The sequence below is a fragment of the Bradyrhizobium huanghuaihaiense genome, assembly GCF_025200885.1.
In the GTDB taxonomy this organism is placed as follows: domain Bacteria; phylum Pseudomonadota; class Alphaproteobacteria; order Rhizobiales; family Xanthobacteraceae; genus Bradyrhizobium; species Bradyrhizobium huanghuaihaiense.
On record NZ_CP104172.1, the window covers coordinates 1,338,463 to 1,358,088 of the forward strand.

At 65.5% G+C, this 19,626-nt stretch carries 20 protein-coding genes and 1 riboswitch; of the genes, 14 read left to right on the forward strand and 6 right to left on the reverse strand.

Annotated features, from left to right (window positions below; all coding sequences use genetic code 11):
- Nucleotides 1–9: 9 nt before the first annotated feature.
- Nucleotides 10–471, reverse strand: coding sequence for a hypothetical protein (locus tag N2603_RS06295; RefSeq protein WP_260388081.1), 462 nt, complete (start codon nt 469–471; stop codon nt 10–12).
- A 181-nt stretch (nt 472–652) separates the two neighbouring features.
- On the opposite strand from N2603_RS06295, the gene N2603_RS06300 reads away from it, so the two are divergent.
- Nucleotides 653–946, forward strand: a complete 294-nt coding sequence (locus tag N2603_RS06300; protein WP_018648363.1) for a hypothetical protein — start codon at nt 653–655, stop codon at nt 944–946.
- 44 nt (nt 947–990) lie between these two features.
- Nucleotides 991–1,521 (forward strand): DUF3617 domain-containing protein, encoded by a 531-nt coding sequence (locus N2603_RS06305; RefSeq protein ID WP_018648362.1) that lies wholly within the window; start codon nt 991–993, stop codon nt 1,519–1,521.
- Nucleotides 1,522–1,635: 114 nt separating this feature from the next.
- On the opposite strand, the gene N2603_RS06310 is transcribed toward N2603_RS06305, so the two are convergent.
- Genes N2603_RS06310 through N2603_RS06320 form a run of 3 tightly spaced genes read right to left on the reverse strand, consistent with a single transcriptional unit; the run spans nt 1,636 to nt 4,311 of the window.
- The gene (locus tag N2603_RS06310; protein WP_018648361.1) at nt 1,636–3,021 is read right to left on the reverse strand and encodes an ATP-binding protein; all 1,386 of its coding nucleotides are present in this window, start codon (nt 3,019–3,021) and stop codon (nt 1,636–1,638) included.
- A gap of 19 nt (nt 3,022–3,040) precedes the next feature.
- On the reverse strand, nt 3,041–3,772 hold the full coding sequence (locus N2603_RS06315; RefSeq protein ID WP_018648360.1) for a response regulator: 732 nt from the start codon (nt 3,770–3,772) through the stop codon (nt 3,041–3,043).
- A complete protein-coding gene (locus N2603_RS06320; protein ID WP_260388082.1) occupies nt 3,769–4,311 on the reverse strand; it encodes a MarR family winged helix-turn-helix transcriptional regulator in 543 nt (180 codons plus the stop codon). Before N2603_RS06320 ends, N2603_RS06315 begins: the two co-directional genes overlap by 4 nt.
- A gap of 340 nt (nt 4,312–4,651) precedes the next feature.
- On the opposite strand from N2603_RS06320, the gene N2603_RS06325 reads away from it, so the two are divergent.
- From N2603_RS06325 to N2603_RS06345, 5 genes are all read left to right on the forward strand, one after another.
- On the forward strand, nt 4,652–5,734 hold the full coding sequence (locus N2603_RS06325) for a branched-chain amino acid aminotransferase (RefSeq protein ID WP_260388083.1): 1,083 nt from the start codon (nt 4,652–4,654) through the stop codon (nt 5,732–5,734).
- Between the two features lie 265 nt (nt 5,735–5,999).
- Nucleotides 6,000–6,524: a YegJ family protein gene (locus N2603_RS06330; protein WP_260388084.1), complete on the forward strand. Its 525-nt coding sequence runs from the start codon at nt 6,000–6,002 to the stop codon at nt 6,522–6,524.
- 166 nt (nt 6,525–6,690) lie between these two features.
- On the forward strand, nt 6,691–8,205 hold the full coding sequence (gene hisS / locus N2603_RS06335) for a histidine--tRNA ligase (RefSeq protein ID WP_260388085.1): 1,515 nt from the start codon (nt 6,691–6,693) through the stop codon (nt 8,203–8,205).
- Between the two features lie 107 nt (nt 8,206–8,312).
- Nucleotides 8,313–8,516, forward strand: a complete 204-nt coding sequence (locus N2603_RS06340) for a tautomerase family protein (RefSeq protein WP_025033847.1) — start codon at nt 8,313–8,315, stop codon at nt 8,514–8,516.
- 182 nt (nt 8,517–8,698) lie between these two features.
- Nucleotides 8,699–9,091, forward strand: coding sequence for a thioesterase family protein (locus N2603_RS06345; protein WP_260388086.1), 393 nt, complete (start codon nt 8,699–8,701; stop codon nt 9,089–9,091).
- 139 nt (nt 9,092–9,230) lie between these two features.
- Here the strand turns inward: N2603_RS06345 and proC are convergent, their stop codons facing one another.
- Together proC and N2603_RS06355 are read right to left on the reverse strand one after the other, a co-directional pair.
- Nucleotides 9,231–10,058 (reverse strand): pyrroline-5-carboxylate reductase, encoded by an 828-nt coding sequence (gene proC / locus N2603_RS06350; protein WP_425248976.1) that lies wholly within the window; start codon nt 10,056–10,058, stop codon nt 9,231–9,233.
- A gap of 188 nt (nt 10,059–10,246) precedes the next feature.
- The gene (locus N2603_RS06355) at nt 10,247–10,747 is read right to left on the reverse strand and encodes a type III secretion system chaperone family protein (protein ID WP_026312889.1); all 501 of its coding nucleotides are present in this window, start codon (nt 10,745–10,747) and stop codon (nt 10,247–10,249) included.
- A 407-nt stretch (nt 10,748–11,154) separates the two neighbouring features.
- Nucleotides 11,155–11,329: riboswitch (FMN riboswitch) on the forward strand.
- A gap of 78 nt (nt 11,330–11,407) precedes the next feature.
- Here N2603_RS06355 and N2603_RS06360 point away from each other — a divergent pair.
- From N2603_RS06360 to N2603_RS06390, 7 genes are all read left to right on the forward strand, one after another.
- On the forward strand, nt 11,408–11,971 hold the full coding sequence (locus N2603_RS06360) for a 6,7-dimethyl-8-ribityllumazine synthase (RefSeq protein ID WP_260388088.1): 564 nt from the start codon (nt 11,408–11,410) through the stop codon (nt 11,969–11,971).
- A gap of 102 nt (nt 11,972–12,073) precedes the next feature.
- The gene (locus N2603_RS06365; RefSeq protein ID WP_260388089.1) at nt 12,074–13,255 is read left to right on the forward strand and encodes an MHYT domain-containing protein; all 1,182 of its coding nucleotides are present in this window, start codon (nt 12,074–12,076) and stop codon (nt 13,253–13,255) included.
- A 388-nt stretch (nt 13,256–13,643) separates the two neighbouring features.
- Complete coding sequence (locus N2603_RS06370) at nt 13,644–14,507, forward strand: FAD binding domain-containing protein (protein ID WP_260388090.1); 864 nt, start codon at nt 13,644–13,646, stop codon at nt 14,505–14,507.
- A gap of 12 nt (nt 14,508–14,519) precedes the next feature.
- The gene (locus N2603_RS06375) at nt 14,520–15,020 is read left to right on the forward strand and encodes a (2Fe-2S)-binding protein (protein ID WP_260388091.1); all 501 of its coding nucleotides are present in this window, start codon (nt 14,520–14,522) and stop codon (nt 15,018–15,020) included.
- Nucleotides 15,017–17,437 carry an aerobic carbon-monoxide dehydrogenase large subunit gene (locus N2603_RS06380; RefSeq protein ID WP_260388092.1) on the forward strand — a complete coding sequence of 807 codons (2,421 nt, stop codon included), beginning with the start codon at nt 15,017–15,019 and terminating at the stop codon, nt 17,435–17,437. Before N2603_RS06375 ends, N2603_RS06380 begins: the two co-directional genes overlap by 4 nt.
- A gap of 108 nt (nt 17,438–17,545) precedes the next feature.
- Nucleotides 17,546–18,412, forward strand: a complete 867-nt coding sequence (locus tag N2603_RS06385) for an AAA family ATPase (RefSeq protein WP_260388093.1) — start codon at nt 17,546–17,548, stop codon at nt 18,410–18,412.
- Nucleotides 18,409–19,617 carry a vWA domain-containing protein gene (locus N2603_RS06390; protein WP_260388094.1) on the forward strand — a complete coding sequence of 403 codons (1,209 nt, stop codon included), beginning with the start codon at nt 18,409–18,411 and terminating at the stop codon, nt 19,615–19,617. Before N2603_RS06385 ends, N2603_RS06390 begins: the two co-directional genes overlap by 4 nt.
- The last annotated feature ends 9 nt before the right edge of the window (nt 19,618–19,626 follow it).

Consider the following 19,626-nt stretch of genomic DNA (forward strand, 5'->3'; position numbering starts at 1 on the left):
GCTTTCGAATTACTGCCTGGCGGCGCGGCAGGCCGGGTTGTAGGCCCAGTTGCGGTCGAGCCCGACCACGCACCATTCGACGCCGTTGCCGTAGCCGGCAAAGCCGCCATCCTCGATGATCGAGAAATGCACCTTGCGCACCTTGCCGTCGGTGAGCATGGCCTCGCCGGTGCAATAGCGGCGCGGGATGTTGTCGGACTGCCAGGGCCAGAACGCGACCTCGCGAACCGCCGAGAAGCCCGTGATCTTCAACGAGGAATTCCAGAACGAGCTTTCCTTCTCCCAGAACTGGGTGGCGATCGTCGGCAGCGCCTTGTCGCAATCGGTGACGGCGCCGTCATAGCGCGGCCCGCTCAGCCAGAAGTTCAGCTCCAGCGGGTTGGCGGCCCGGGCCTCGCTGAGCGACAGCGCCCCGAACATGAGGCCGAGCACGGCGGCGAAGCGGAGCGATTTGAAGGAGGGGGCGCGCATGGGTAATCCGGACAGCTGGGTCTTCGAAGCTCGGACGGTGCCGCGAAGGCCGGAAGAGGTCAAGTGCAGCGCGGCAACACTTCGCCAGGAGTTGACCAGAACGTTGCGGCCGGCCGGCCTCGGTTCTTTTCACTTTGGCCCCGGCACCGTAAACTGGCGCCAACCAATTGGAGTGACGGGAATGCGAATCATTGCGGCCGCGGGCCTTCTTGCCTTGGGTATGATGGCGAGCCAGTCGGCGCGCGCCGATATCCTTCCGGTGCCTCCGTTCAAGGGCAACGACACCGGCGGCATCATCGCCTTTTCGATGGCAAACCAGGTCGATGCGCGGCAGGTCGCGGTCGATCATTGCGCGCGCTACGGCAAGGTCGTCAAATTCCTCGGCGTGCAGGCTTATGAGGGCGGATACATCTCGTTCTCCTGCCGCTGGGTGCCCTATGGCGCCGCCGATCGGCCGATCCGCACGCTCTACTGAGGCGTCGTCGTAACGTCGCAGTCTCTTAGCCGGGAGCTTCCCACATGACGCGCAAACTCGCTTTGCTCGGCTCGGCCCTTTGCGTTGTAGTGTCGGCAGGCAGTGCATCTGCCGACGATCTGCCCGTGCGCAAGGCCGGCCTCTGGGAAATGAAGCTGGTCACGAGCGGCTCGCCCGTGCCCGAGATGACCATGCAGCACTGCACCGACGAGACCGTCGACAAGGAGATGAGCAACAACGTCTCGCCGATGGCCAAGCAGGTCTGCGCCAAGCAGGAGATCAAGAAGACTGCGAGCGGCTATGTCAGCGATTCCGAGTGCAGCGTCGCCGGCGTCAGCACGACCTCGCATGCCGAGATCACGGGCGACTTCAACTCGGCCTACACAGTGAAGTCTTCCTCGCATGCGCAAGGCGGCGTCGCCGGCGCTGCGGGGCGCGATACCACCATGACGCTGCAAGCGAAGTGGTTAGGTGCCTGCAAGCCGGACCAGAAGCCCGGCGACATCGTCATGCCCGGCGGCTTCAAGATGAATGTGCGCGACATGGACAAGCTGAAGGCGCTGCTGCCGAAGTAGGGTGAGATGGTCGTGAGACCGTAGCCCGGATGCAGCGAAGCGAAATCCGGGGTTCGCGCGACACGAGAAGCCGGTCCCGGATTACGCTACGCTCCATCCGGGCTACGTCATCGCCTACACCGGAATCCGCACGCTCGCCCTCAATCCGCCCATCGGGCTGTCGCCCAGTGTGATGTCGCCGCCATGGGAACGGGCGATATCGCGGGCGATGGCAAGGCCAAGGCCGGTGCCGCCTTCGTCCTGGTTGCGGGCATTGTCCAGCCGCAGGAACGGCTTGAACACTTCTTCGCGCAGATGGGCGGGAATGCCGGGGCCGTCGTCGTCGACTGTCACGGTCAAATAACGGTGATCGCGCTGGCCGGTGATGGCGATGCTCTTGCCGTAGCGCGCCGCGTTGGTGACGAGGTTGGCGAGGCAGCGCTTGAACGAGGCCGGCTTCACCGTCACCACGGGCAGGCCGTTGAACGCCACGGTCGCGGTGTGGCCGTGGCGCTCGGCATCGCTGCGCAGCTCCTCGAGCGCCTGCGCCATGTCGGTCGGCTGCGACTGCTCGCCGGAATCGCCGCGGGCAAAGGCGAGGTAATCCTCCAGCATCATTGACATCTCGTCGACGTCCTTGCGCATGCCTTCGAGCTCGGGGCTGTCGCCGATCAGCGCCAGCTCGAGCTTGAAGCGGGTCAGGATGGTGCGCAGATCGTGGCTGACGCCGGCGAGCATCGCGGTGCGCTGCTCCATCGTGCGCTCGATGCGCGACTTCATCTCGAGGAAGGCCACCGCCGCGCGCCGTACCTCGCGCGCGCCGCGCGGGCGGAAGTTCGGCGCCTCGCGGCCCTTGCCGAAACTCTCCGCGGCATCGGCAAGCCGCAGGATCGGCTTGATCTGGTTGCGCAGGAACAGCACCGCGACGATCAACAGGATCGAGGACGTGCCGACCATCCAGAACAGGAAGATCTCCGAGTTCGAGGCATAGGCGGCGCTGCGCTGCGCGAACACGCGCATCACGGCATCGTCTAGCTGGATGCGGATCTCGACGAGGTTGGAGCGGCCGACCGTGTCGATCCAGAACGAGCGGCCGATCTGGCGGCCGAGCTGCACCGACAGCGTCTGGTCGAGCAGCGAGAAGAACGGCTTCGGTCCCGGCGGCGGCATGTCACCGGCGGGCAGGAAATCGACCACCAACTGCAACCGCTGCCCAATGCTCTTGAGCTGCGCGCGGTCCTTGTCCTGCGGATAGCTTTTGTAGACGTCGATCAGCGCGGCGATGTCCTGCACCACCGCGGCCGACAGCCGTCGTGTCACCGTGTTCCAGTGCCGTTCCATGAACACGAAGGCGACCACGGTCTGCAGGATCACCATCGGCACGATCATGATGAGCAGCGCGCGGGCATAGAGGCCGGTCGGCATCCAGCCCTTGAACGCGTTGCCCATCCAGCCATTGGCGGCGGAGACGCGGCCGGCGGCGCTTTTTAGAAGCGTCAGGCCGGTATCGATCGTGCTCATCTAGCGCGCTTCACTTGATCTATGGTGAGGCCACCAGCCGGTAGCCGATGCCGCGCACCGCCTGCAGGAACAGCGGATTGGCCGGGTCGGTCTCGATCTTGCGCCGGAGGCGGTTGATCTGCACGTCCACGGCGCGCTCGTTGACGCTGCCATTGCCGGTCAGCGCACTGCGCGGCACGGTCTCGCCCGGCGTCTCCGAGAGAATGCGCAGCATCTCGCGCTCGCGGTCGGTGAGGTGGATGACCTCCTCGCCCTGGCGCAACTCGCCGCGATCGAGATGGTAGACATAGGGACCGAACGCGATCTTCTCGACCGTCGTGGCCTGCTGCGGCGGCGCGGCGCGCTTGAGGATGTTGTTGATGCGCAGCGCAAGCTCGCGCGGCTCGAACGGCTTTGCGACGTAGTCGTCGGCGCCGATTTGCAGGCCCTCGATGCGGGCTTCGGCCTCGTGACGCGCCGTCAGCATCACGATCGGCACCGAGGAGGAGGTCCGGATGAAGCGGGCAAGATCGAAGCCGGTCTCGCCGGGCATCATGACGTCGAGGATCAGGAGGTCGAAATGCAGGCCCAGCAGTTTCGAGCGCGCGTCACCCGCGCTTGCCGCGGTGGTGACGCGGTAGCCCTCGCTGGCGAGAAAACGCGAGAGCAAGTCGCGGATACGGCGGTCGTCGTCGACCAGCAGCAAATGCGGGGCATCGTCGGCCGGTTGCACCGGCGGACGGGCGAGCGTGGCTGCGAGCGGCACGGTCACTCCTTCGAGTCTTGATTGACGGCGGCGAAGATCGTCTCGAGCACCTTGTCCGGATCGTCGCGGTCGATCATCGCGCGCAGGAAGCGCTTGACCGTCTCGGCGTCCTGCGGACCCATCTCGGCAAGTGCCTTGGTGATCCGCGTGGTCTGGAGCCCGGCGAGCTTCTGGACCAGCGCCTCGCCCTTCGGCGTCGCGTAGAGCAGGCGCTGGCGGCGGTCATTGTCGCCGGTCTTCTGCACGATATAGCCCTCGTCCAGGAGCTGCTTGAGCACCCGGCCGAGCGACTGTTTTGTGATGCGCAGGACGTCGAGCAGGTCGGCGACCTTCAGCCCGGGATAGCGGTAGACGAAGTGCATGACGCGGTGGTGGGCCCGGCCGAAGCCGAACGCCTCGAGTTCCTGGTCGGGATCACCGACGAAATCGCGATAGGCGAAGAACAGCAGCTCGATGATATCCCAGCGCAAATTGCCTCCATCGCCTGCGGCCGGCCGGTGCGCGGCAGCGTCTTGAGGGGGAGTCGCGAAATTTATGTCAGGCATATTGACGTATCTTGGGTTCAATGTTACAAAAGGATCGACCCGCACGAAATTTTAGATCGTTTCGCATCGGGTGGCATCGTAGCAGGGCGGCCAAAGAGAGCCGGACAGGCGGCGACGGCCGAAGCAGATCTACCGTGCGATTGTCGAGCGGCATTTCGGCAAAACATACTGGACTTCCGCCTTCCGCAAAAGCATGTCCTCGGCGACATGCTGGCCACGGAAACCGGCCGTAACATGGCTGGCGGCGGTCCGGCCAGAAACCCAATCAAGCCAGCCGGCCCCGGAACGGGCCGGCGGGCGCGAGAAACAGCGCCGCCACCGGGCAGCGGGAGGCAAGGACATGAGCATGAAATTCGACATCCAGCCCGCATCCAATCCGACGTCCGAAAAGGACCGCGTCGCCAAGCTGGTGGACCCCGGCTTCGGGCGGGTCTTCACCGACCACATGGCGGTCGTCCGCTACAACCAGGCTAAGGGCGGCTGGTATGAGGCCCGCGTCGAGGCGCGCGCCAATTTCCAGCTCGATCCGGCCGGCGCCGTCCTGCACTACGCCCAGGAAATCTTCGAAGGCCTCAAGGCCTACAAGCGCGACGATGGCGGCGTGAACCTGTTCCGTCCCGACGCCAATGCGCGCCGCTTCAGGGATTCCGCCGAGCGCATGGCGATGGCGCAATTGCCCGAGGAGGTCTTCATCGAGGCGGTCGAGCAGGTCGTGCGCATCGATCGCGCCTGGATGCCGGGCGGCGAGGGCAGCCTTTACCTGCGCCCCTTCATGATCGCGAGCGAGACCTTCCTCGGCGTCAAGCCGTCGTCCGAATACATCTTTGCGGTGATCGCTTCGCCGGTTGGCTCCTACTTCAAGGGCGGGCCTGCGCCGGTGTCGATCTGGGTTTCCGAGAACTATACGCGCGCCGCGATCGGCGGCACCGGCGCCGTCAAATGCGGCGGCAACTATGCCGCGAGCCTGCGCGCCCAGGCCGAAGCGATCCAGCACGGCTGCGATCAGGTCGTCTTCCTCGACGCAGTCGAGCGCCGCTATATCGAGGAGCTCGGCGGCATGAACATCTTCTTCGTGTTCGACGACGGCTCGCTCTCGACGCCGCCGCTCGGCACGATCCTGCCCGGCATCACCCGCGACTCCATCATCGCGCTCGCCCGCGATGCAGGTAAGACCGTGCGCGAAGAGCCGTATTCGCTCGACCAGTGGCGCAAGGATGCGGCCAGCGGAAAGCTCAAGGAAGCCTTTGCCTGCGGCACCGCCGCCGTGATTTCGCCGATCGGCAAGGTGCGTTCGGTGAGCGGCGATTTCGAGATCTCGGGCGGTGCCGCCGGCCCCGTCGCCATGGGCCTGCGCAAGCAGCTCGTCGACATCCAGTACGGCCGTACCAACGATCCGCACAACTGGATCCGCAAGGTGTTTTGATCTCTTCACCCTCCCCTGGAGGGGGAGGGTCGATCGCGCGAAGCGCGAGCGGGGTGGGGTGATTTCTCCACACGGGCGGTGCGCACAGCGGAGAGACCGTCACCCCACCCCGTCTCTCATCTTCGCTACGCTCAGATGCGAGCCGACCCTCCCCCTCCAGGGGAGGGGTAAGAAGCGCAGCGCTTGTGGCTTATCGCGCACTGAACGTGCTGCTGCCGACATGCGACAAAGCCAGGACACAACAAGCATCCTGGACATCGCGAACATGGCATCCAAACTCTCCCAACCCATGAAATGGGTGGTTCTCGCCGCCGTCACCGGCGTCTCCGTTTTCGGCATCCTGACCATCGGTCCTGCGCCCGAGGTGGTCGCACAAGACCGCTCGCCGATCGTCGACGTGCGCACCACCGACCCCGAGATGAATGCCGCGATTGCCCGCGCCCGCGGCTCGCTGCCGACCTTCTGGGCCTCCTATGACGCGCCAAAATCGTCGGAGACCGGCCACGCCCTGAAAGTCCGCTTCTCGACCCGCAAGGGCGGCGAGCACATCTGGATCGGTGAGGTGAAGAAGCAGCCCGACGGCAGCTATTCCGGTCTGTTCGCCAACGAGCCGCGCGATCTGCCGGGCAAGCACGCCGGCGACGAGGTCAAGTTCAGCGAAGCCGACATCTCGGACTGGATGTTCATGCGCAACGGAAAGATCGTCGGCGGCGAGACCATCAAGCCGACTCTGAAGTCGCTGCCGAAGGCGGACGCGGATGCCCTCCGGGCCCGGATGGAGAAGCCGTAAAGGTTGGCCGTCATTCCGGGATGGTCCGAAGGACCAGGCCTCAGGTGCGCGATTGCGCACCGGGGAATCTCGAGATTCCGGGTTCGATGCTTGCGCATCGCCCCGGAATGACGGCGTCCCCTAAGCACCGGTTGCCGCCACCGGCGTCGGCTGGTAAACGCCGCGGATGGCCGAGAAACCCAAAAAACCCCAGAAACTGAAGGCGCGCCTGCCGCGCGGGCTCGAGGATCGCGACCCCTCAGCGATCCGGGCGACGCGCGAGATGGTCGAGAAGATCCGCGCCGTCTACGAGCTCTACGGTTTCGAGCCGGTGGAAACGCCGGCGATGGAATACACCGACGCGCTCGGCAAATTCCTGCCCGACCAGGACCGTCCGAACGAGGGCGTGTTCTCGTTCCAGGACGACGACGAGCAGTGGATCAGCCTGCGCTACGATCTGACCGCGCCGCTCGCCCGCTACGTCGCCGAGAATTTCGACACGCTGCCCAAGCCCTACCGCAGCTATCGCGCCGGCTACGTGTTCCGCAACGAGAAGCCCGGCCCCGGCCGCTTCCGCCAGTTCATGCAGTTCGATGCCGACACGGTCGGCTCGGCGACGCCGGCGGCGGATGCCGAGATCTGCATGATGGCGGCCGACACGATGGAAGCGCTGGGCATCGCGCGCGGCTCCTATGTCGTGAAGGTCAACAACCGAAAAGTGCTCGACGGTGTTCTGGAAGCCATCGGGCTTGCCGGTGCCGAGAACGCAGGCCGCAGGCTGACCGTGCTGCGCGCCATCGACAAGCTCGACAAGTTCTCCGCCGACGAAGTGCGCAAATTGCTCGGTCCCGGACGATGGGATGGCGGCGAGGAAGGCAAGGGCGACTTCACCAAGGGCGCCAATTTGAGCGAAGCTGAAGCTGACGTTGTTCTCGCCATCACCAGGCCGCGCGACGATTGGAAAGAGGCGATTGCCGCCGCGGAAACCTACCTCGCCAAGAGCGAGATTGGTCAAGCCGGCGTCAGCGAGCTGGAAGAAATTGCAAAATTGGTCACGGCGTCGGGCTACGGCGCGGACCGCATCAAGATCGATCCCTCCGTGGTGCGCGGTCTCGAATATTACACCGGCCCGGTCTACGAGGTCGAACTGCTGCTCGACACCAAGGACGAGAAGGGCCGCCCGGTGCGCTTCGGCTCGGTCGGCGGCGGCGGGCGTTACGACGGCCTCGTCTCGCGCTTCCGCGGCGAGCCGGTGCCGGCGACCGGTTTCTCGATCGGCGTCTCGCGGCTGCAGGCCGCGCTGACGCTGCTCGGCAAGCTCGACACGCGGCCCGAGTTCGGGCCCGTGGTCGTTACCGTGTTCGATCGCGACCGCGTCGCCGACTATCAGAAGATGGTGGCAAGCTTGCGCACCGCGGGCATCCGCGCCGAGCTCTATCTCGGCAATCCCAAGAACATGGGCAACCAGCTCAAATATGCCGATCGCCGCAACTCACCCTGCATCGTCATCCAGGGCTCGGACGAGAAGGCGCGTGGCGAGGTGCAGATCAAGGATCTGGTCGAAGGCGCGAAAGCAGCCGCCGCGATCGCTTCCAACCAGGAATGGCGCGAGACCCGCCCGGCGCAGTTCTCGTGCAGCGAAGCCGATCTCGTCGCAAAAGTGCGTGAAGTCCTCGCGCGCCATGACGTGAGCTGGGGCTAGCCATTCGCTCCATTGGTCATGCGCGGGCTTGACCCGCGCATCCATCTTTCAAATGATGAATGGCCGGGACAAGCCCGGCCATGACGACCAGCAGCAGGGAGACAACGATGCCTGAGATCACCATCAGCATGGCCGAGGGCCGCACCGACGAGCAGAAGGCCGGCATGATGCGCGACATCACCCAGGCGCTGGTGAAGAACCTCGGCGTCGACGCCGATGCCGTCGTCATCCAGATCAACGAAGCCCCGCTCCGCCACAAGATGAAGGGCGGCAAGACGTTCGTGGAGCGCGCGGCGGCTGCGAAGAAGTAGGCGCTGCTGGCGCGGCAATCACAACTGTCGTCCCGGCGAAGGCCGGGACCCATAGCCACAGGGAGTGGTTATTTGGCCAGCTGGCAACTCCGAGTCTTCGCCAAACTACTCCCTGTGGTTATGGGTCCCGGATCAGCGCGCGCTTAAGGCGCGCTTGTCCGGGACGATATCGAGCAAGCACCATGGACGCACGCGAGTTCATCAAAATCGGCATGAGCGCCGAGCGCACCCTGGTGGTGCCGGCCGAGCGCACCGTCGGGCATTTCGTGCCCGGCATGCCTTTTGTGTTTGCGACGCCGATGATGATCCTCGAGATGGAGATGACCGCGGGCGATGCGATCCGCGCTGCGCTTCAGCCGGGCTGGGTCACTGTCGGCACCGAGGTCGACATCCGCCATCTCGCAGCTGCGCTGGTCGGCGCGACGGTGCGGACCACCGCGAAGGTGACTGCCGTAGAGCGCCGCGTCATCCGCTTCGAGGTCGAGGCATTCGAGGGCGCGCGCAAGCTCGGCGAGGGCCGCCACGCCCGTGGGCTCGTCAATGTGGAGATGTTCAACAAGCGGCTGGGGGCGTAGCCGCGGACGCGATGCCGTAGGGTGGGTTAGCTCGCGGTCGCGCGAAGCGCGGTCCGCTAGCGTAACCCACCAACTTCGATCCGCAATCGCTGATGCATGGTGGGTTACGGCTTCGCCTAACCCACCCTACGGCACCTGTTTACTTCGCCAGCTCCTTCGACCGCTTCGTCGCCGCCGCGATCGCGCGGATCATCAGATCGCGCAATCCCGGCTCGCCCATCAGCACGCCGAGGGCCGCGGCCGTGGTGCCGCCCGGCGAGGTGACGTTCTGGCGCAGCGTGGCGGAGGGGAGCTCCGACTGGTGCAGCAATTCGCCTGAGCCGGCGACGGTCTCGCGCGCGAGCTTGGTCGCGAGCGCTTCGGGCAACCCCGCCTCCACGCCGGCCCGCGCCAGCTCCTCGGCGAGCAGGAACACATAGGCCGGGCCCGAGCCGGAGACGGCGGTCACCGCGTCCATCAGGCCTTCATCCTCGACCCATTCGACCGAGCCGGTGGCACGCAGCAGCGCATCGGCTACCGCGCGTTGCGCGGCGCTGACGTTCTGTGCTGCGACCGCGACGGTGATGCCACGGCCGATCGCAGCCGGCGTGTTCGGCATCGCGCGCACCACGGCGCCGCCGCAGACCTCCTCGAGCGAAGCGATCGTGGTTCCCGCCATGATCGAGACCACCGAGGTCTTGTCGGAGACGAACGATTTCAACTTCGCGCCGGCCTCGCGGAACATCTGCGGCTTCACCGCGACGACCAGCGTCTCGACTGTGCCCGCGGCCTTCACGTCGGGATTGAGCGCGACGCCCCTGGCGGCAAGTGCCGTGATCTCCGGCGAGATATGCGGATCGATCACCGCGACGCGGCGCGGATCGAGCCCGCCCGCCAGCCATCCGGTCAGCATCGCGCCGCCCATCTTGCCGGCGCCGGCGAGCAGGATGGTGCCGGTGATGTTTTTGAGAGTGCTGTTGTCTGCCACTGAGGTCACCCAAGCAAGAGGTGTCGTCCCTGCGAACGCAGGGACCCATAACCACGAGTGGTTCTAGTGGATGGAGGTGGTGGCAACAAGCCGCGTGCCACAAGGGAAATCACGCGGTATGGGTCCCGGCGTTCGCCGGGACGACGTGGGGAGGGAGTAGCGGCTCCCTCACGATCCCGGGCGAGGCCTTACGCCTCTCCCACCGTGTCGAACATCGCCGCGTCCATCGCCTCGGTCGTGGTCTTGCCAGCCCACACCACGAACTGGAACGCCGGAAAGTAGCGCTCGCAGGCGTGGATCGCGCCGGCGAGCATGGCTTCGCATTGCGCGGGTGAGGCGGTGAGGCCGCCCGGCAGCACCAGGGCCTGGCGGTGCATGACCATGCCGGTGTTGGTCCACAGATCGAAATGGCCGACCCACAATTGCTCGTTGACGGCGGCGACGAGCCGCTGCACTTCGCTCCGCCGCGCGGGCGGAATCTTCATGTCGAACGCGCAGGCCAGATGCAGCGCCTCGATCTCGCCCATCCAGGTGAAGGAGATCTGGTAGTCGGTCCATTGTCCCTTCGAGACAATCGTGAGTTCGTCTTCGCCGGAGCGTTCGAACGGCCAGTTGTTGCTGGCAGCGATATCCTCGACCACCGCGAGCGGATGGTTTCGGGAATCGATGTTGCCTTCGAGCAGGGACATGCCGTCTCGACCTCTTGCCTTCTTGTTGTCGTTGATACGCACGCGGTTGGGCCCGGCGCGCGCTCCCTAAACGCTACGGCGATCCCCTCGGATCAGCGCGGGCCTGTCGCGGATCAAGTGATGTGATTTGCGGAATCTGCGCAACGGGGTCGCGAGTCCGTCCACAAGCCAGGACTCGGTCGTCCACAGCTCATCTCCGCCACAATTATTAACGTGGGAGTCGCGATCCGGACGGACGAGAACAAACCGGAGTCGGATTCGAGCGGGCCGGCCAATCGTTAATTCCGTCCCGCGAGGCCGCTCCCGCCACGATGGCATGGGACCATGCGCTTTCCCCATGGGGAACGCGCTTGCTGTCGCCGCCGGCCGGCGTCATATTTCCGGGCAGGCCGTTCATTCCGGACGGCCGATGTTCTCAGGGCGGGGTGAAAGTCCCCACCGGCGGTAAGGGCCGAAAGGCCCAAGCCCGCGAGCGCCTTCTCCCAAGGACTTTCCTGAAAAGGTCTTGTCCGAAGGGAAGGGTCAGCAGATTCGGTGCAATTCCGAAGCCGACGGTTAAAGTCCGGATGAAAGAGAACGGTCGGTGGCAGACGCATCGTGAGGATGCGGCTGTTTGTCGTTCCGTGTGCCCTGATTCTGGTCCTTGAACCGAGGAAAGCCATGAATCAGATGTTGCAAGATCCCCAAACCGAAACGTCCCAACCCACCCAAACGCCGCCGCCGGTTCCGCAAGAGCCGGCACCCGCGCATCCGCGCTTCGCCAAACCGCAGCGGGTGGCCTTCGTGCAGGCCTGCTGGCACCGCGACGTGGTCGAGGAAGCCCGCATCGCCTTCATGAAGGAGGCCGAGGCGCGCCACCTCACCCATGTCGACGTGTTCGAGGTGCCGGGCTCGTTCGAGATCCCGCTGCACGCGCAGGTGCTCGCCAAGACGCGGCGCTACACCGCGATCGTCGCCGCCGGCCTCGTCGTCGACGGCGGCATCTATCGCCACGAGTTCGTCGCCGACACCGTGATCAAGGCGCTGATGGATGTGCAGCTGCGCACCGAGGTGCCGGTATTCTCGGCGGTGCTGACGCCGCAGCAATTCCACGAGACCGAGGTGCATTACGATTTCTTCCGCAGGCATTTCGCCATCAAGGGCGTCGAGGTCGCGGCAGCCTGTGCCGAGACGTTGCACGGCCTGGAGCGCCTGCGCGGCCAGGTCGCGGCGGGGATCGTGTAGCCGCGCCCTTCACACGCCGCTGATTGTCAATCCCGCCGCCGTCCCTATAAAGTCGGCGGCGGGAGGAGGCCGTGCCGTGGAGACGGGGCGGCCGGCAAGATCATGTTCGAAGGACACGATCCCTATCTCGTCGCGCTCTCTGTGGCGATCGCGAGCCTGGGTGGCTATACCGGCTTTGCGCTTGCGGCTCGCATCCGCAACACGCCCGGCGTCAGTAACCGCGTGATGCTCGCGGGTGCGGCGGCGTTTCTGGCCGTCGGCATCTGGACCATGCATTTCGTCGGCATGCTGGCCGCGCCGTTGCCGCGGGACACGGTCTATCAGGTTCTGCCCACCATCATCTCGTTCCTGATCTGCGCGCTGGTGGTCGGCATCTCCCTGTTCTTCGTCTCGATCGGCGAGCCCACGCTGAAGCGGCTGGCGTCGTCCGCCGTCTTGCTCGGCGTCGGCATCGCCAGCATGCACTATGTCGGGATCCATGGTCTCGCCGGTCCGTTCGGCATCGCGCACGACTGGACGATGGTGCTGCTGTCGGTGCTGGTTGCGATTGTCACGGCTTATGGCGGTTTGCGCGCCTTCCTGGCGCAGCAGGACGGCGTGCGCCTGATCGTCAGCTCGATCGCCTTCGGTGTCGCGGTCTCCGGCATGCACTACACCGCCATGCTCGGGATGCATTTCGAGCCACTGACGGCGAGCGGGCATCAGCATCTCGGCGGCAGTCTTGCCGCGTCGCAGCAAGTCCTGTCCATCGTGGTTGCCGTGCTCTGCTTCGTGATTGCCGCCGGCTTCCTGCTCTCGCTGGTGCCGGACCGGCGGCAAGCGGCGGCCGATCCGGTTGCTCCGTCCGTCTCTTCTGATCCGATCCCTCAGGCGACCTTGTCGCCGAGGCCGACGCCCGCGCCGCTCGGCGGCCTGGGCCAGCCGCAGCGTGCGCCCGTGCCCCGGCTGCCGGTCGAGGGGGCCGATGGCACGCACTTTATCGACACCGCCAATGTGCGGAGCGTCCGCGCCGACGCCCATTACACCCGCGTCCATGACGGCACGCGCGAGCGCATGTGTCCCTGGTCGATCTCGGAAGCCGAAGCCCAGCTCGATCCCTCGCTGTTCCTCCGCGTGCACCGCAGCCACATCGTCGCCATTCCCCATGTCGCCCTGGTCCGGAAGGAGGGCGACGGCGCCGTGCTCGAGCTCGATGGCCCGTCGCCGCATCGGGTGCCGGTCAGCCGCGCCAAGATCGCCGAGGTGAAGGCGCGGCTCGGACTGGCGAACCGGCGGCACGCGTAAGATCTTAGCCGAATTGGAAAGGGCGCCCCTTCTCCCGCTTGCTCCCTCCACTCCCTCTCCCGTTCAACGGGGCCGCGACGAGCTTCGCTCGCGCTGAGAGGGTTGGGGTGAGGGGCCTCTCTCCGCGGATGAGATCTCCCGATAGACCTGTACCCCCTCACCCGGCTTGCATCTTGCGATGCAATCCGACCTCTCCCCGCGGGGAGAGGTGAAGGCGCAAGAGGGTGGGAAGGGTCTTCGGCCCTGACGCAATTCGTGCGTTCCCTGCCGCAACTCGTGCGAAATCCGCTGTTCCGTGCCGCTGGTGTTGCGGCCCGCCCTGCTCGGAGAGACCGTTCGCCCAACGTCCGCGCCGTCAGCGGCCCAAGGACGATTGTGGGAGGAGATGATGATCCCGGGCTCATTCAGCTATCACCGGCCGGCGAGTGTCGCCGACGCCGTCAAACTTCTATCCGACCTCGGCGAGGATGCGCGGCCACTGGCCGGCGGGCACAGCCTGTTGCCCATGATGAAGCTGCGGCTCGCCACCCCCGCCCATCTGGTCGATTTGCACGGCATCGCCGCCCTCAAGGGCATCCGCCGCGACGGCAGCAATCTCGTCATCGGCGCGATGACCACCCAGCACGAGCTGCTGGCCTCTGGCGATGTCGCAACGACCATGCCGATCCTGCACGAGGCGGCCCTGCTGATCGCCGACCCGCAGGTGCGCTACCGCGGCACGATCGGCGGCAATGTCGCCAATGGCGATCCCGGCAACGACATGCCGGCGCTGATGATGACGCTGGGTGCGTCCTATCGCCTCGAAGGCCCCGGCGGCACCCGTGATGTGGCGGCCGCCGACTTCTATCAAGGCGCCTATTTCACCGCGCTCGAGCCCGGCGAGATCCTGACCTCCGTCTCGGTCCCGGTGCCTGCGGCCGGCCACGGCTACGCCTACGAAAAGCTCAAGCGCAAGGTCGGCGACTACGCCACGGCAGCGGCAGCCGTCATCCTCACCATGTCCGGCGGCAAGGTCGCGACCTGCTCGATCGGGCTCACCAACGTTCACGAGACGCCGCTGCTCGCCGTTGACGCGGCCAAGGCGGCGATCGGCACCAGCCTCGATGCGGCCACGCTGAAGAAAGCGGCTGCGGCGGCCGAAGCGATCATGGCGCCGGCCGCGGATGCGCGCGGTCCGGTCGAATACCGAAAACATGTCGGCGGCATCATGGTGGCGCGCGCGCTCCAGCGCGCCGTGGCGGTCGCGAAGTAAGGGAGGGGATAGATGGCAAAAACACATGTGACCATGAAGGTGAACGGCGCCGAGGTCGAAGGCCTCGTCGAGCCGCGCACGCTGCTGGTGCACTTCATCCGCGAGAACCTGGGGATGACCGGCACCCATATCGGCTGCGAGACCACCCATTGCGGCGCCTGCACCGTCGATATCGACGGCATGTCGGTGAAGTCCTGCACGATGTTCGCGGTGCAGGCGCAAGGCAGCGACATCACGACCGTCGAAGGCATGGCCAATGCCGACGGCACGCTGTCCGCGCTGCAGGAAGGCTTCCGCATGATGCACGGCCTGCAATGCGGCTTCTGCACGCCCGGCATGATTGTCCGCGCGCATCGGCTCTTGAAAGAGAATCCCGCGCCGAGCGAGCAGGAGATCCGGATGGGCATCTCCGGCAACATCTGCCGCTGCACCGGCTACCAGAACATCGTCAAAGCCATTCAATACGCCGCCGCAAAAATCAACGGCGTGGAATTTCGGGAGGCCGCAGAATGAACGACATGACTCCCACGCGGGAACAACGCGAAGCCGCACTCGAAGGCATGGGCTGCAAGCGCAAGCGCGTCGAGGACATCCGCTTCACGCAAGGCAAGGGCAATTACGTCGACGACGTCAAGCTGCCCGGCATGCTGCATGGCGACTTCGTCCGCTCGCCGCATCCGCATGCGCGCGTCAAGTCCATCGACGACAGCGAGGCGCTGAAGGTCCCGGGCGTGCTCGCGGTCATCACCGCCGAGACGCTGAAGACAGTCAACCTCGCCTGGATGCCGACGCTCGCCGGCGACGTGCAGATGGTTCTGGCCGACGGCAAGGTGCTGTTCCAGAACCAGGAGGTCGCGTTCGTCGTCGCCACCGACCGCTATGCGGCCGACGACGGCATCAACAAGGTGATCGTCGAATACGAGCCGCTGCCGCCGCTGGTCGATCCCTTCAAGTCGATGGACAGAGATGCGCCGGTGCTGCGCGAGGACCTCGCTGGCAAGACCTCGGGCGCGCACGGTCCCCGCAAGCACCACAATCACATCTTCGAATGGACCGTCGGCGACAAGGAGCTGACCGACGCGGCCTTCAACAAGGCCGACGTCAAGATCAAGGAGATGATCTCCTATCACCGTACCCATCCGTCGCCGCTGGAGACTTGCCAGTGCGTCTGCTCCTTCGACAAGATCAAGGGCGAGCTGACGATCTACGGCACGTTCCAGGCCCCGCACGTGATCCGCACCGTGGTGGCGCTGATCGCAAAGCTGCCGGAGCAGAAGATCCACGTCATCGCTCCCGACATCGGCGGCGGCTTCGGTAACAAGGTCGGCGCCTATCCCGGTTACATCTGCGCGGCGGTGGCCTCCATCGTCACCGGTAAGCCGGTGAAATGGGTCGAGGACCGCATCGAGAACCTCACCGCGACGTCGTTCGCGCGCGACTATCACATGACCACCGAGATCGCCGCGACGAAGGACGGCAAGGTCACGGGCCTGCGCGTCCATGTGCTCGCCGACCATGGTGCGTTCGACGCCTGCGCCGACCCGTCGAAATGGCCGGCCGGCTTCTTCAACATCGTCACCGGCTCCTACGACTTTCCGACCGCGCATCTGGCGGTGGACGGCGTCTATACCAACAAGGCGCCCGGCGGCGTCGCCTACCGTTGCTCGTTCCGCGTCACGGAGGCGGCCTATTGCATCGAGCGCGCCATGGATATCCTTGCGCAGAAGCTCAACATGGACCCGGCCGAGCTGCGGCTGAAGAACTTCATCAAGCCGGAGCAGTTCCCGTATCACTCGGCGCTGGGATGGGAATACGATTCCGGCGACTACCACACCGCCATGCGCAAGATGATGGAGACCACCGGCTACGCCGCGCTCCGGAAGGAGCAAGCCGAGAAGCGCGAAGCCTTCAAGCGCGGCGAGACCCGCGAGATCATGGGGCTCGGCATCTCCTTCTTCACCGAGATCGTCGGCGCCGGGCCGTCGAAGAACTGCGACATCCTCGGCATTGCGATGTTCGACTCCTGCGAGATTCGCATGCATCCGACCGGTGCGGGTATCGCGCGGATGGGCACCAAGAGCCAGGGTCAGGGCCACGAGACCACCTGGGCCCAGATCATCGCAACCGAGATCGGTATTCCCGCCGACAACATCATGGTGGAAGAGGGCAACACCGATACCGCGCCTTACGGGCTCGGCACCTATGGTTCGCGCTCGACACCGGTGGCGGGCGCCGCAATCGCGATGGCCGCGCGAAAGATCAAGGCCAAGGCGCAGATGATCGCTGCCTACAAGCTCGAGGTCCACGAGGACGATCTCGAATTCGACATCGACGGATTCCGGGTGAAGGGCCTGCCGGAGAAATTCATGTCGATGAAGGATATCTGCTGGGCGGCGTACAATTCCGTGCCGCCGGGCATGGAGCCGGGACTGGAGGCGGTGAGCTACTACGATCCACCCAACATGACCTATCCGTTCGGCGCCTATCTCTGCGTGATGGACATCGACGTCGACACCGGGGTGTACAAGGTCCGGCGCTTCTATGCGCTGGACGACTGCGGCACCCGCATCAACCCGATGATCATCGAGGGCCAGGTGCATGGCGGCCTCACTGAGGCCTTCGCCATCGCGATGGGCCAGGAGATCCGCTACGACGAGACCGGCAACGTCGTCACCGGCTCGTTCATGGACTTCTTCATGCCGACCGCGGTCGAGACGCCGCATTGGGAGACCGACTTCACCGTCACCCCGTCGCCGCATCACCCGATCGGCGCCAAGGGCGTCGGCGAAAGCCCGAATGTCGGCGGTGTGCCGGCCTTCTCCAATGCCGTCAACGACGCGTTCTCGTTCTTAGGATCCACGCACATCCAGATGCCGCACGATTTCTGGCGCAACTGGAAGGCAGCGAAGGATCTGGGCGCGGTGGTGTAGTGTTGTCGTCATTGCGAGCGAAGCGAAGCAATCCAGTATCCCACCGCGGAAACAGTCTGGATTGCTTCGTCGCTTCGCTTCTCGCAATGACGAGGGGGAAGTAGGAGCATGAAAAGCCGAGACGAGATCGCGCAAGCACTGGCCGCATCCGGCTACATTGCCGATGCGGACCTCGCCACTGCGATCTCGCTGATGCAATTGCTGCGGCGTCCGCTGCTGCTGGAAGGCGAAGCGGGCGTCGGCAAGACCGAGGTGGCGAAGGCGCTCGCGAAGGTGCGCGCGACCGAGTTGATTCGTCTGCAATGCTATGAGGGGCTCGACCAGTCCTCGGCGCTCTACGAGTGGAACTACCAGCGCCAGTTGCTGGCGATCCAGGCGCATCGCGGCACCGAGAGCATCGAGGACCAGATCTTCTCGGAAAAGTACCTGCTCGAGCGCCCGCTGCTCGCCGCGATCCGCCGGCCGCAGGCGCCGGTGCTGCTGATCGACGAGATCGACCGCGCCGACGACGAGTTCGAGGCGTTCCTGCTGGAGCTGCTCTCCGACTTCCAGGTCTCGATCCCCGAGCTCGGCACCATCCCCGCGATCACCATTCCGCACGTCGTTTTGACCTCGAACGGCACCCGCGAGCTTTCCGATGCGCTGCGCCGGCGCTGCCTCTATCACTATGTCGACTATCCCGATGTCGACCGCGAGACCCGCATCATCCTGGCGCGCGTCGCCGGCGCCAGCCCATCACTGTCGCTCCAGATCGCGCGGATGGTCGAGGGCGTGCGCAAGGAGGAGCTGAGAAAAGTCCCGGGTGTGGCGGAGACGCTCGACTGGGCAGCGGCGCTCGTCGGCCTCGACGTCCGCGATCTCCATGATGCGCCGGAGACGGTGCACGACACGCTGATCTGCCTGTTGAAGACCCACGAGGATCGCGCCCGCGTCACGCCAGAGGTGACACAGCGCCTGCTGGGGAAGGTCGCATGAGCTGCTGCGGCTCCAGTCCCGAATACGACGATCTCAATGAGGTCTCCAGGCTCGTATCCGCAAGGCTCGCGGCGTTCCTGCGGACCTTGCGCGATGCCGGCTTTCGCGTCGGGCTCGCCGAGGGGCAGGATGCGGCGACGCTGATGTCATCCGGCTATGCGGCACGACCGAACCTGCTTCGGGCAGCGTTCAAGCACCTGCTCTCGGCACGCAAGTCCGACTGGGACAAGTTCGACGGGCTGTTCGACGCGTTCTGGCTGGGCAAGCGCGTGCGCTCGCGCTCCCGCACGATCGGCTCGGCCCCGGGCGCCGGCAACCCGTCGCTGAAGGGCCTGCAGGACAAGTTGGCCGAGCAGGGGGGCAACCAATCGATCTCGGACCAGCTTCCGTCAGCCGACGATGCGCCGGAAGGCCGCGCAGGCGAGGGCCGCATGGAAGGCGCTTCGCGCGCGGACAATCTTGCGGAGGTCGATTTCAGAAAACTCAGCGATCCCGATCAGGTTGCGCAGGCCCATGACGCTGCCGCCCAGCTCGCCAGGGCGATGCGCACGCGGCTGACGCGGCGCGATCTCGCGCGCCGGCGCGGCTATCGGCTCGACCTCAGGCGCACCATCCATCGCAACATCAGCCATGGCGGTGTGCCGATCAGCCTTGTCAAGCGCCAGCGCAAGGACAAGCCGCTGCGGCTGGTCGTGCTGCTCGATGCCTCGGGCTCGATGAGCATGTACATCGCCGTCTTCCTGCGCTTCATCCACGGCGTGCTCGACCAGTTCCGCGAGGCCGAGGCGTTCCTGTTCCACACGCGCCTCGCCTACGTATCCGATGCGATGAAGGAGAAGGACGCCGGCCGGGCGCTCGACCGGCTCTCGATCATGGCGCAGGGCGCAGGCGGCGGCACGAAAATCGGCGAGTCCTTGCAAACCTTCAATCGCTGGTACGCCGCCCGCGTCATCCATTCGCGCAGCTGTGTGATGATCGTGTCCGATGGCTATGAGACCGGCGATGCCGCGTTGCTCGGCCGGGAGATGGCGGCGCTGCACCGGCGCTGCCGCCGCATCGTCTGGCTCAACCCGATGATGGCGTGGACCGGCTATGCGCCCGAGGCGAGGGGCATCAAGGCCGCGCTGCCGCATGTCGATCTCTATGCGCCGGCGAATACGCTGCAAAGCCTGCGTGCGCTCGAACCCTATCTGGCGAAGCTCTGAGGACACGCC

What these genes read in the sequence shown, in the direction of transcription:
- N2603_RS06295 (WP_260388081.1), bottom strand. Translation starts at nt 471, where the DNA reads ATGCGCGCCCCCTCCTTCAAATCGCTCCGCTTCGCCGCCGTGCTCGGC.
- N2603_RS06325 (WP_260388083.1), top strand. Translation starts at nt 4,652, where the DNA reads ATGAGCATGAAATTCGACATCCAGCCCGCATCCAATCCGACGTCCGAA.
- N2603_RS06355 (WP_026312889.1), bottom strand. Translation starts at nt 10,747, where the DNA reads ATGTCCCTGCTCGAAGGCAACATCGATTCCCGAAACCATCCGCTCGCG.
- N2603_RS06375 (WP_260388091.1), top strand. Translation starts at nt 14,520, where the DNA reads ATGGCAAAAACACATGTGACCATGAAGGTGAACGGCGCCGAGGTCGAA.
- N2603_RS06330 (WP_260388084.1), top strand. Translation starts at nt 6,000, where the DNA reads ATGGCATCCAAACTCTCCCAACCCATGAAATGGGTGGTTCTCGCCGCC.
- N2603_RS06360 (WP_260388088.1), top strand. Translation starts at nt 11,408, where the DNA reads ATGAATCAGATGTTGCAAGATCCCCAAACCGAAACGTCCCAACCCACC.
- N2603_RS06305 (WP_018648362.1), top strand. Translation starts at nt 991, where the DNA reads ATGACGCGCAAACTCGCTTTGCTCGGCTCGGCCCTTTGCGTTGTAGTG.
- N2603_RS06340 (WP_025033847.1), top strand. Translation starts at nt 8,313, where the DNA reads ATGCCTGAGATCACCATCAGCATGGCCGAGGGCCGCACCGACGAGCAG.
- N2603_RS06320 (WP_260388082.1), bottom strand. Translation starts at nt 4,311, where the DNA reads ATGCCTGACATAAATTTCGCGACTCCCCCTCAAGACGCTGCCGCGCAC.
- N2603_RS06365 (WP_260388089.1), top strand. Translation starts at nt 12,074, where the DNA reads ATGTTCGAAGGACACGATCCCTATCTCGTCGCGCTCTCTGTGGCGATC.
- N2603_RS06300 (WP_018648363.1), top strand. Translation starts at nt 653, where the DNA reads ATGCGAATCATTGCGGCCGCGGGCCTTCTTGCCTTGGGTATGATGGCG.
- hisS (WP_260388085.1), top strand. Translation starts at nt 6,691, where the DNA reads ATGGCCGAGAAACCCAAAAAACCCCAGAAACTGAAGGCGCGCCTGCCG.
- N2603_RS06345 (WP_260388086.1), top strand. Translation starts at nt 8,699, where the DNA reads ATGGACGCACGCGAGTTCATCAAAATCGGCATGAGCGCCGAGCGCACC.
- N2603_RS06310 (WP_018648361.1), bottom strand. Translation starts at nt 3,021, where the DNA reads ATGAGCACGATCGATACCGGCCTGACGCTTCTAAAAAGCGCCGCCGGC.
- N2603_RS06370 (WP_260388090.1), top strand. Translation starts at nt 13,644, where the DNA reads ATGATCCCGGGCTCATTCAGCTATCACCGGCCGGCGAGTGTCGCCGAC.
- N2603_RS06380 (WP_260388092.1), top strand. Translation starts at nt 15,017, where the DNA reads ATGAACGACATGACTCCCACGCGGGAACAACGCGAAGCCGCACTCGAA.
- N2603_RS06385 (WP_260388093.1), top strand. Translation starts at nt 17,546, where the DNA reads ATGAAAAGCCGAGACGAGATCGCGCAAGCACTGGCCGCATCCGGCTAC.
- N2603_RS06390 (WP_260388094.1), top strand. Translation starts at nt 18,409, where the DNA reads ATGAGCTGCTGCGGCTCCAGTCCCGAATACGACGATCTCAATGAGGTC.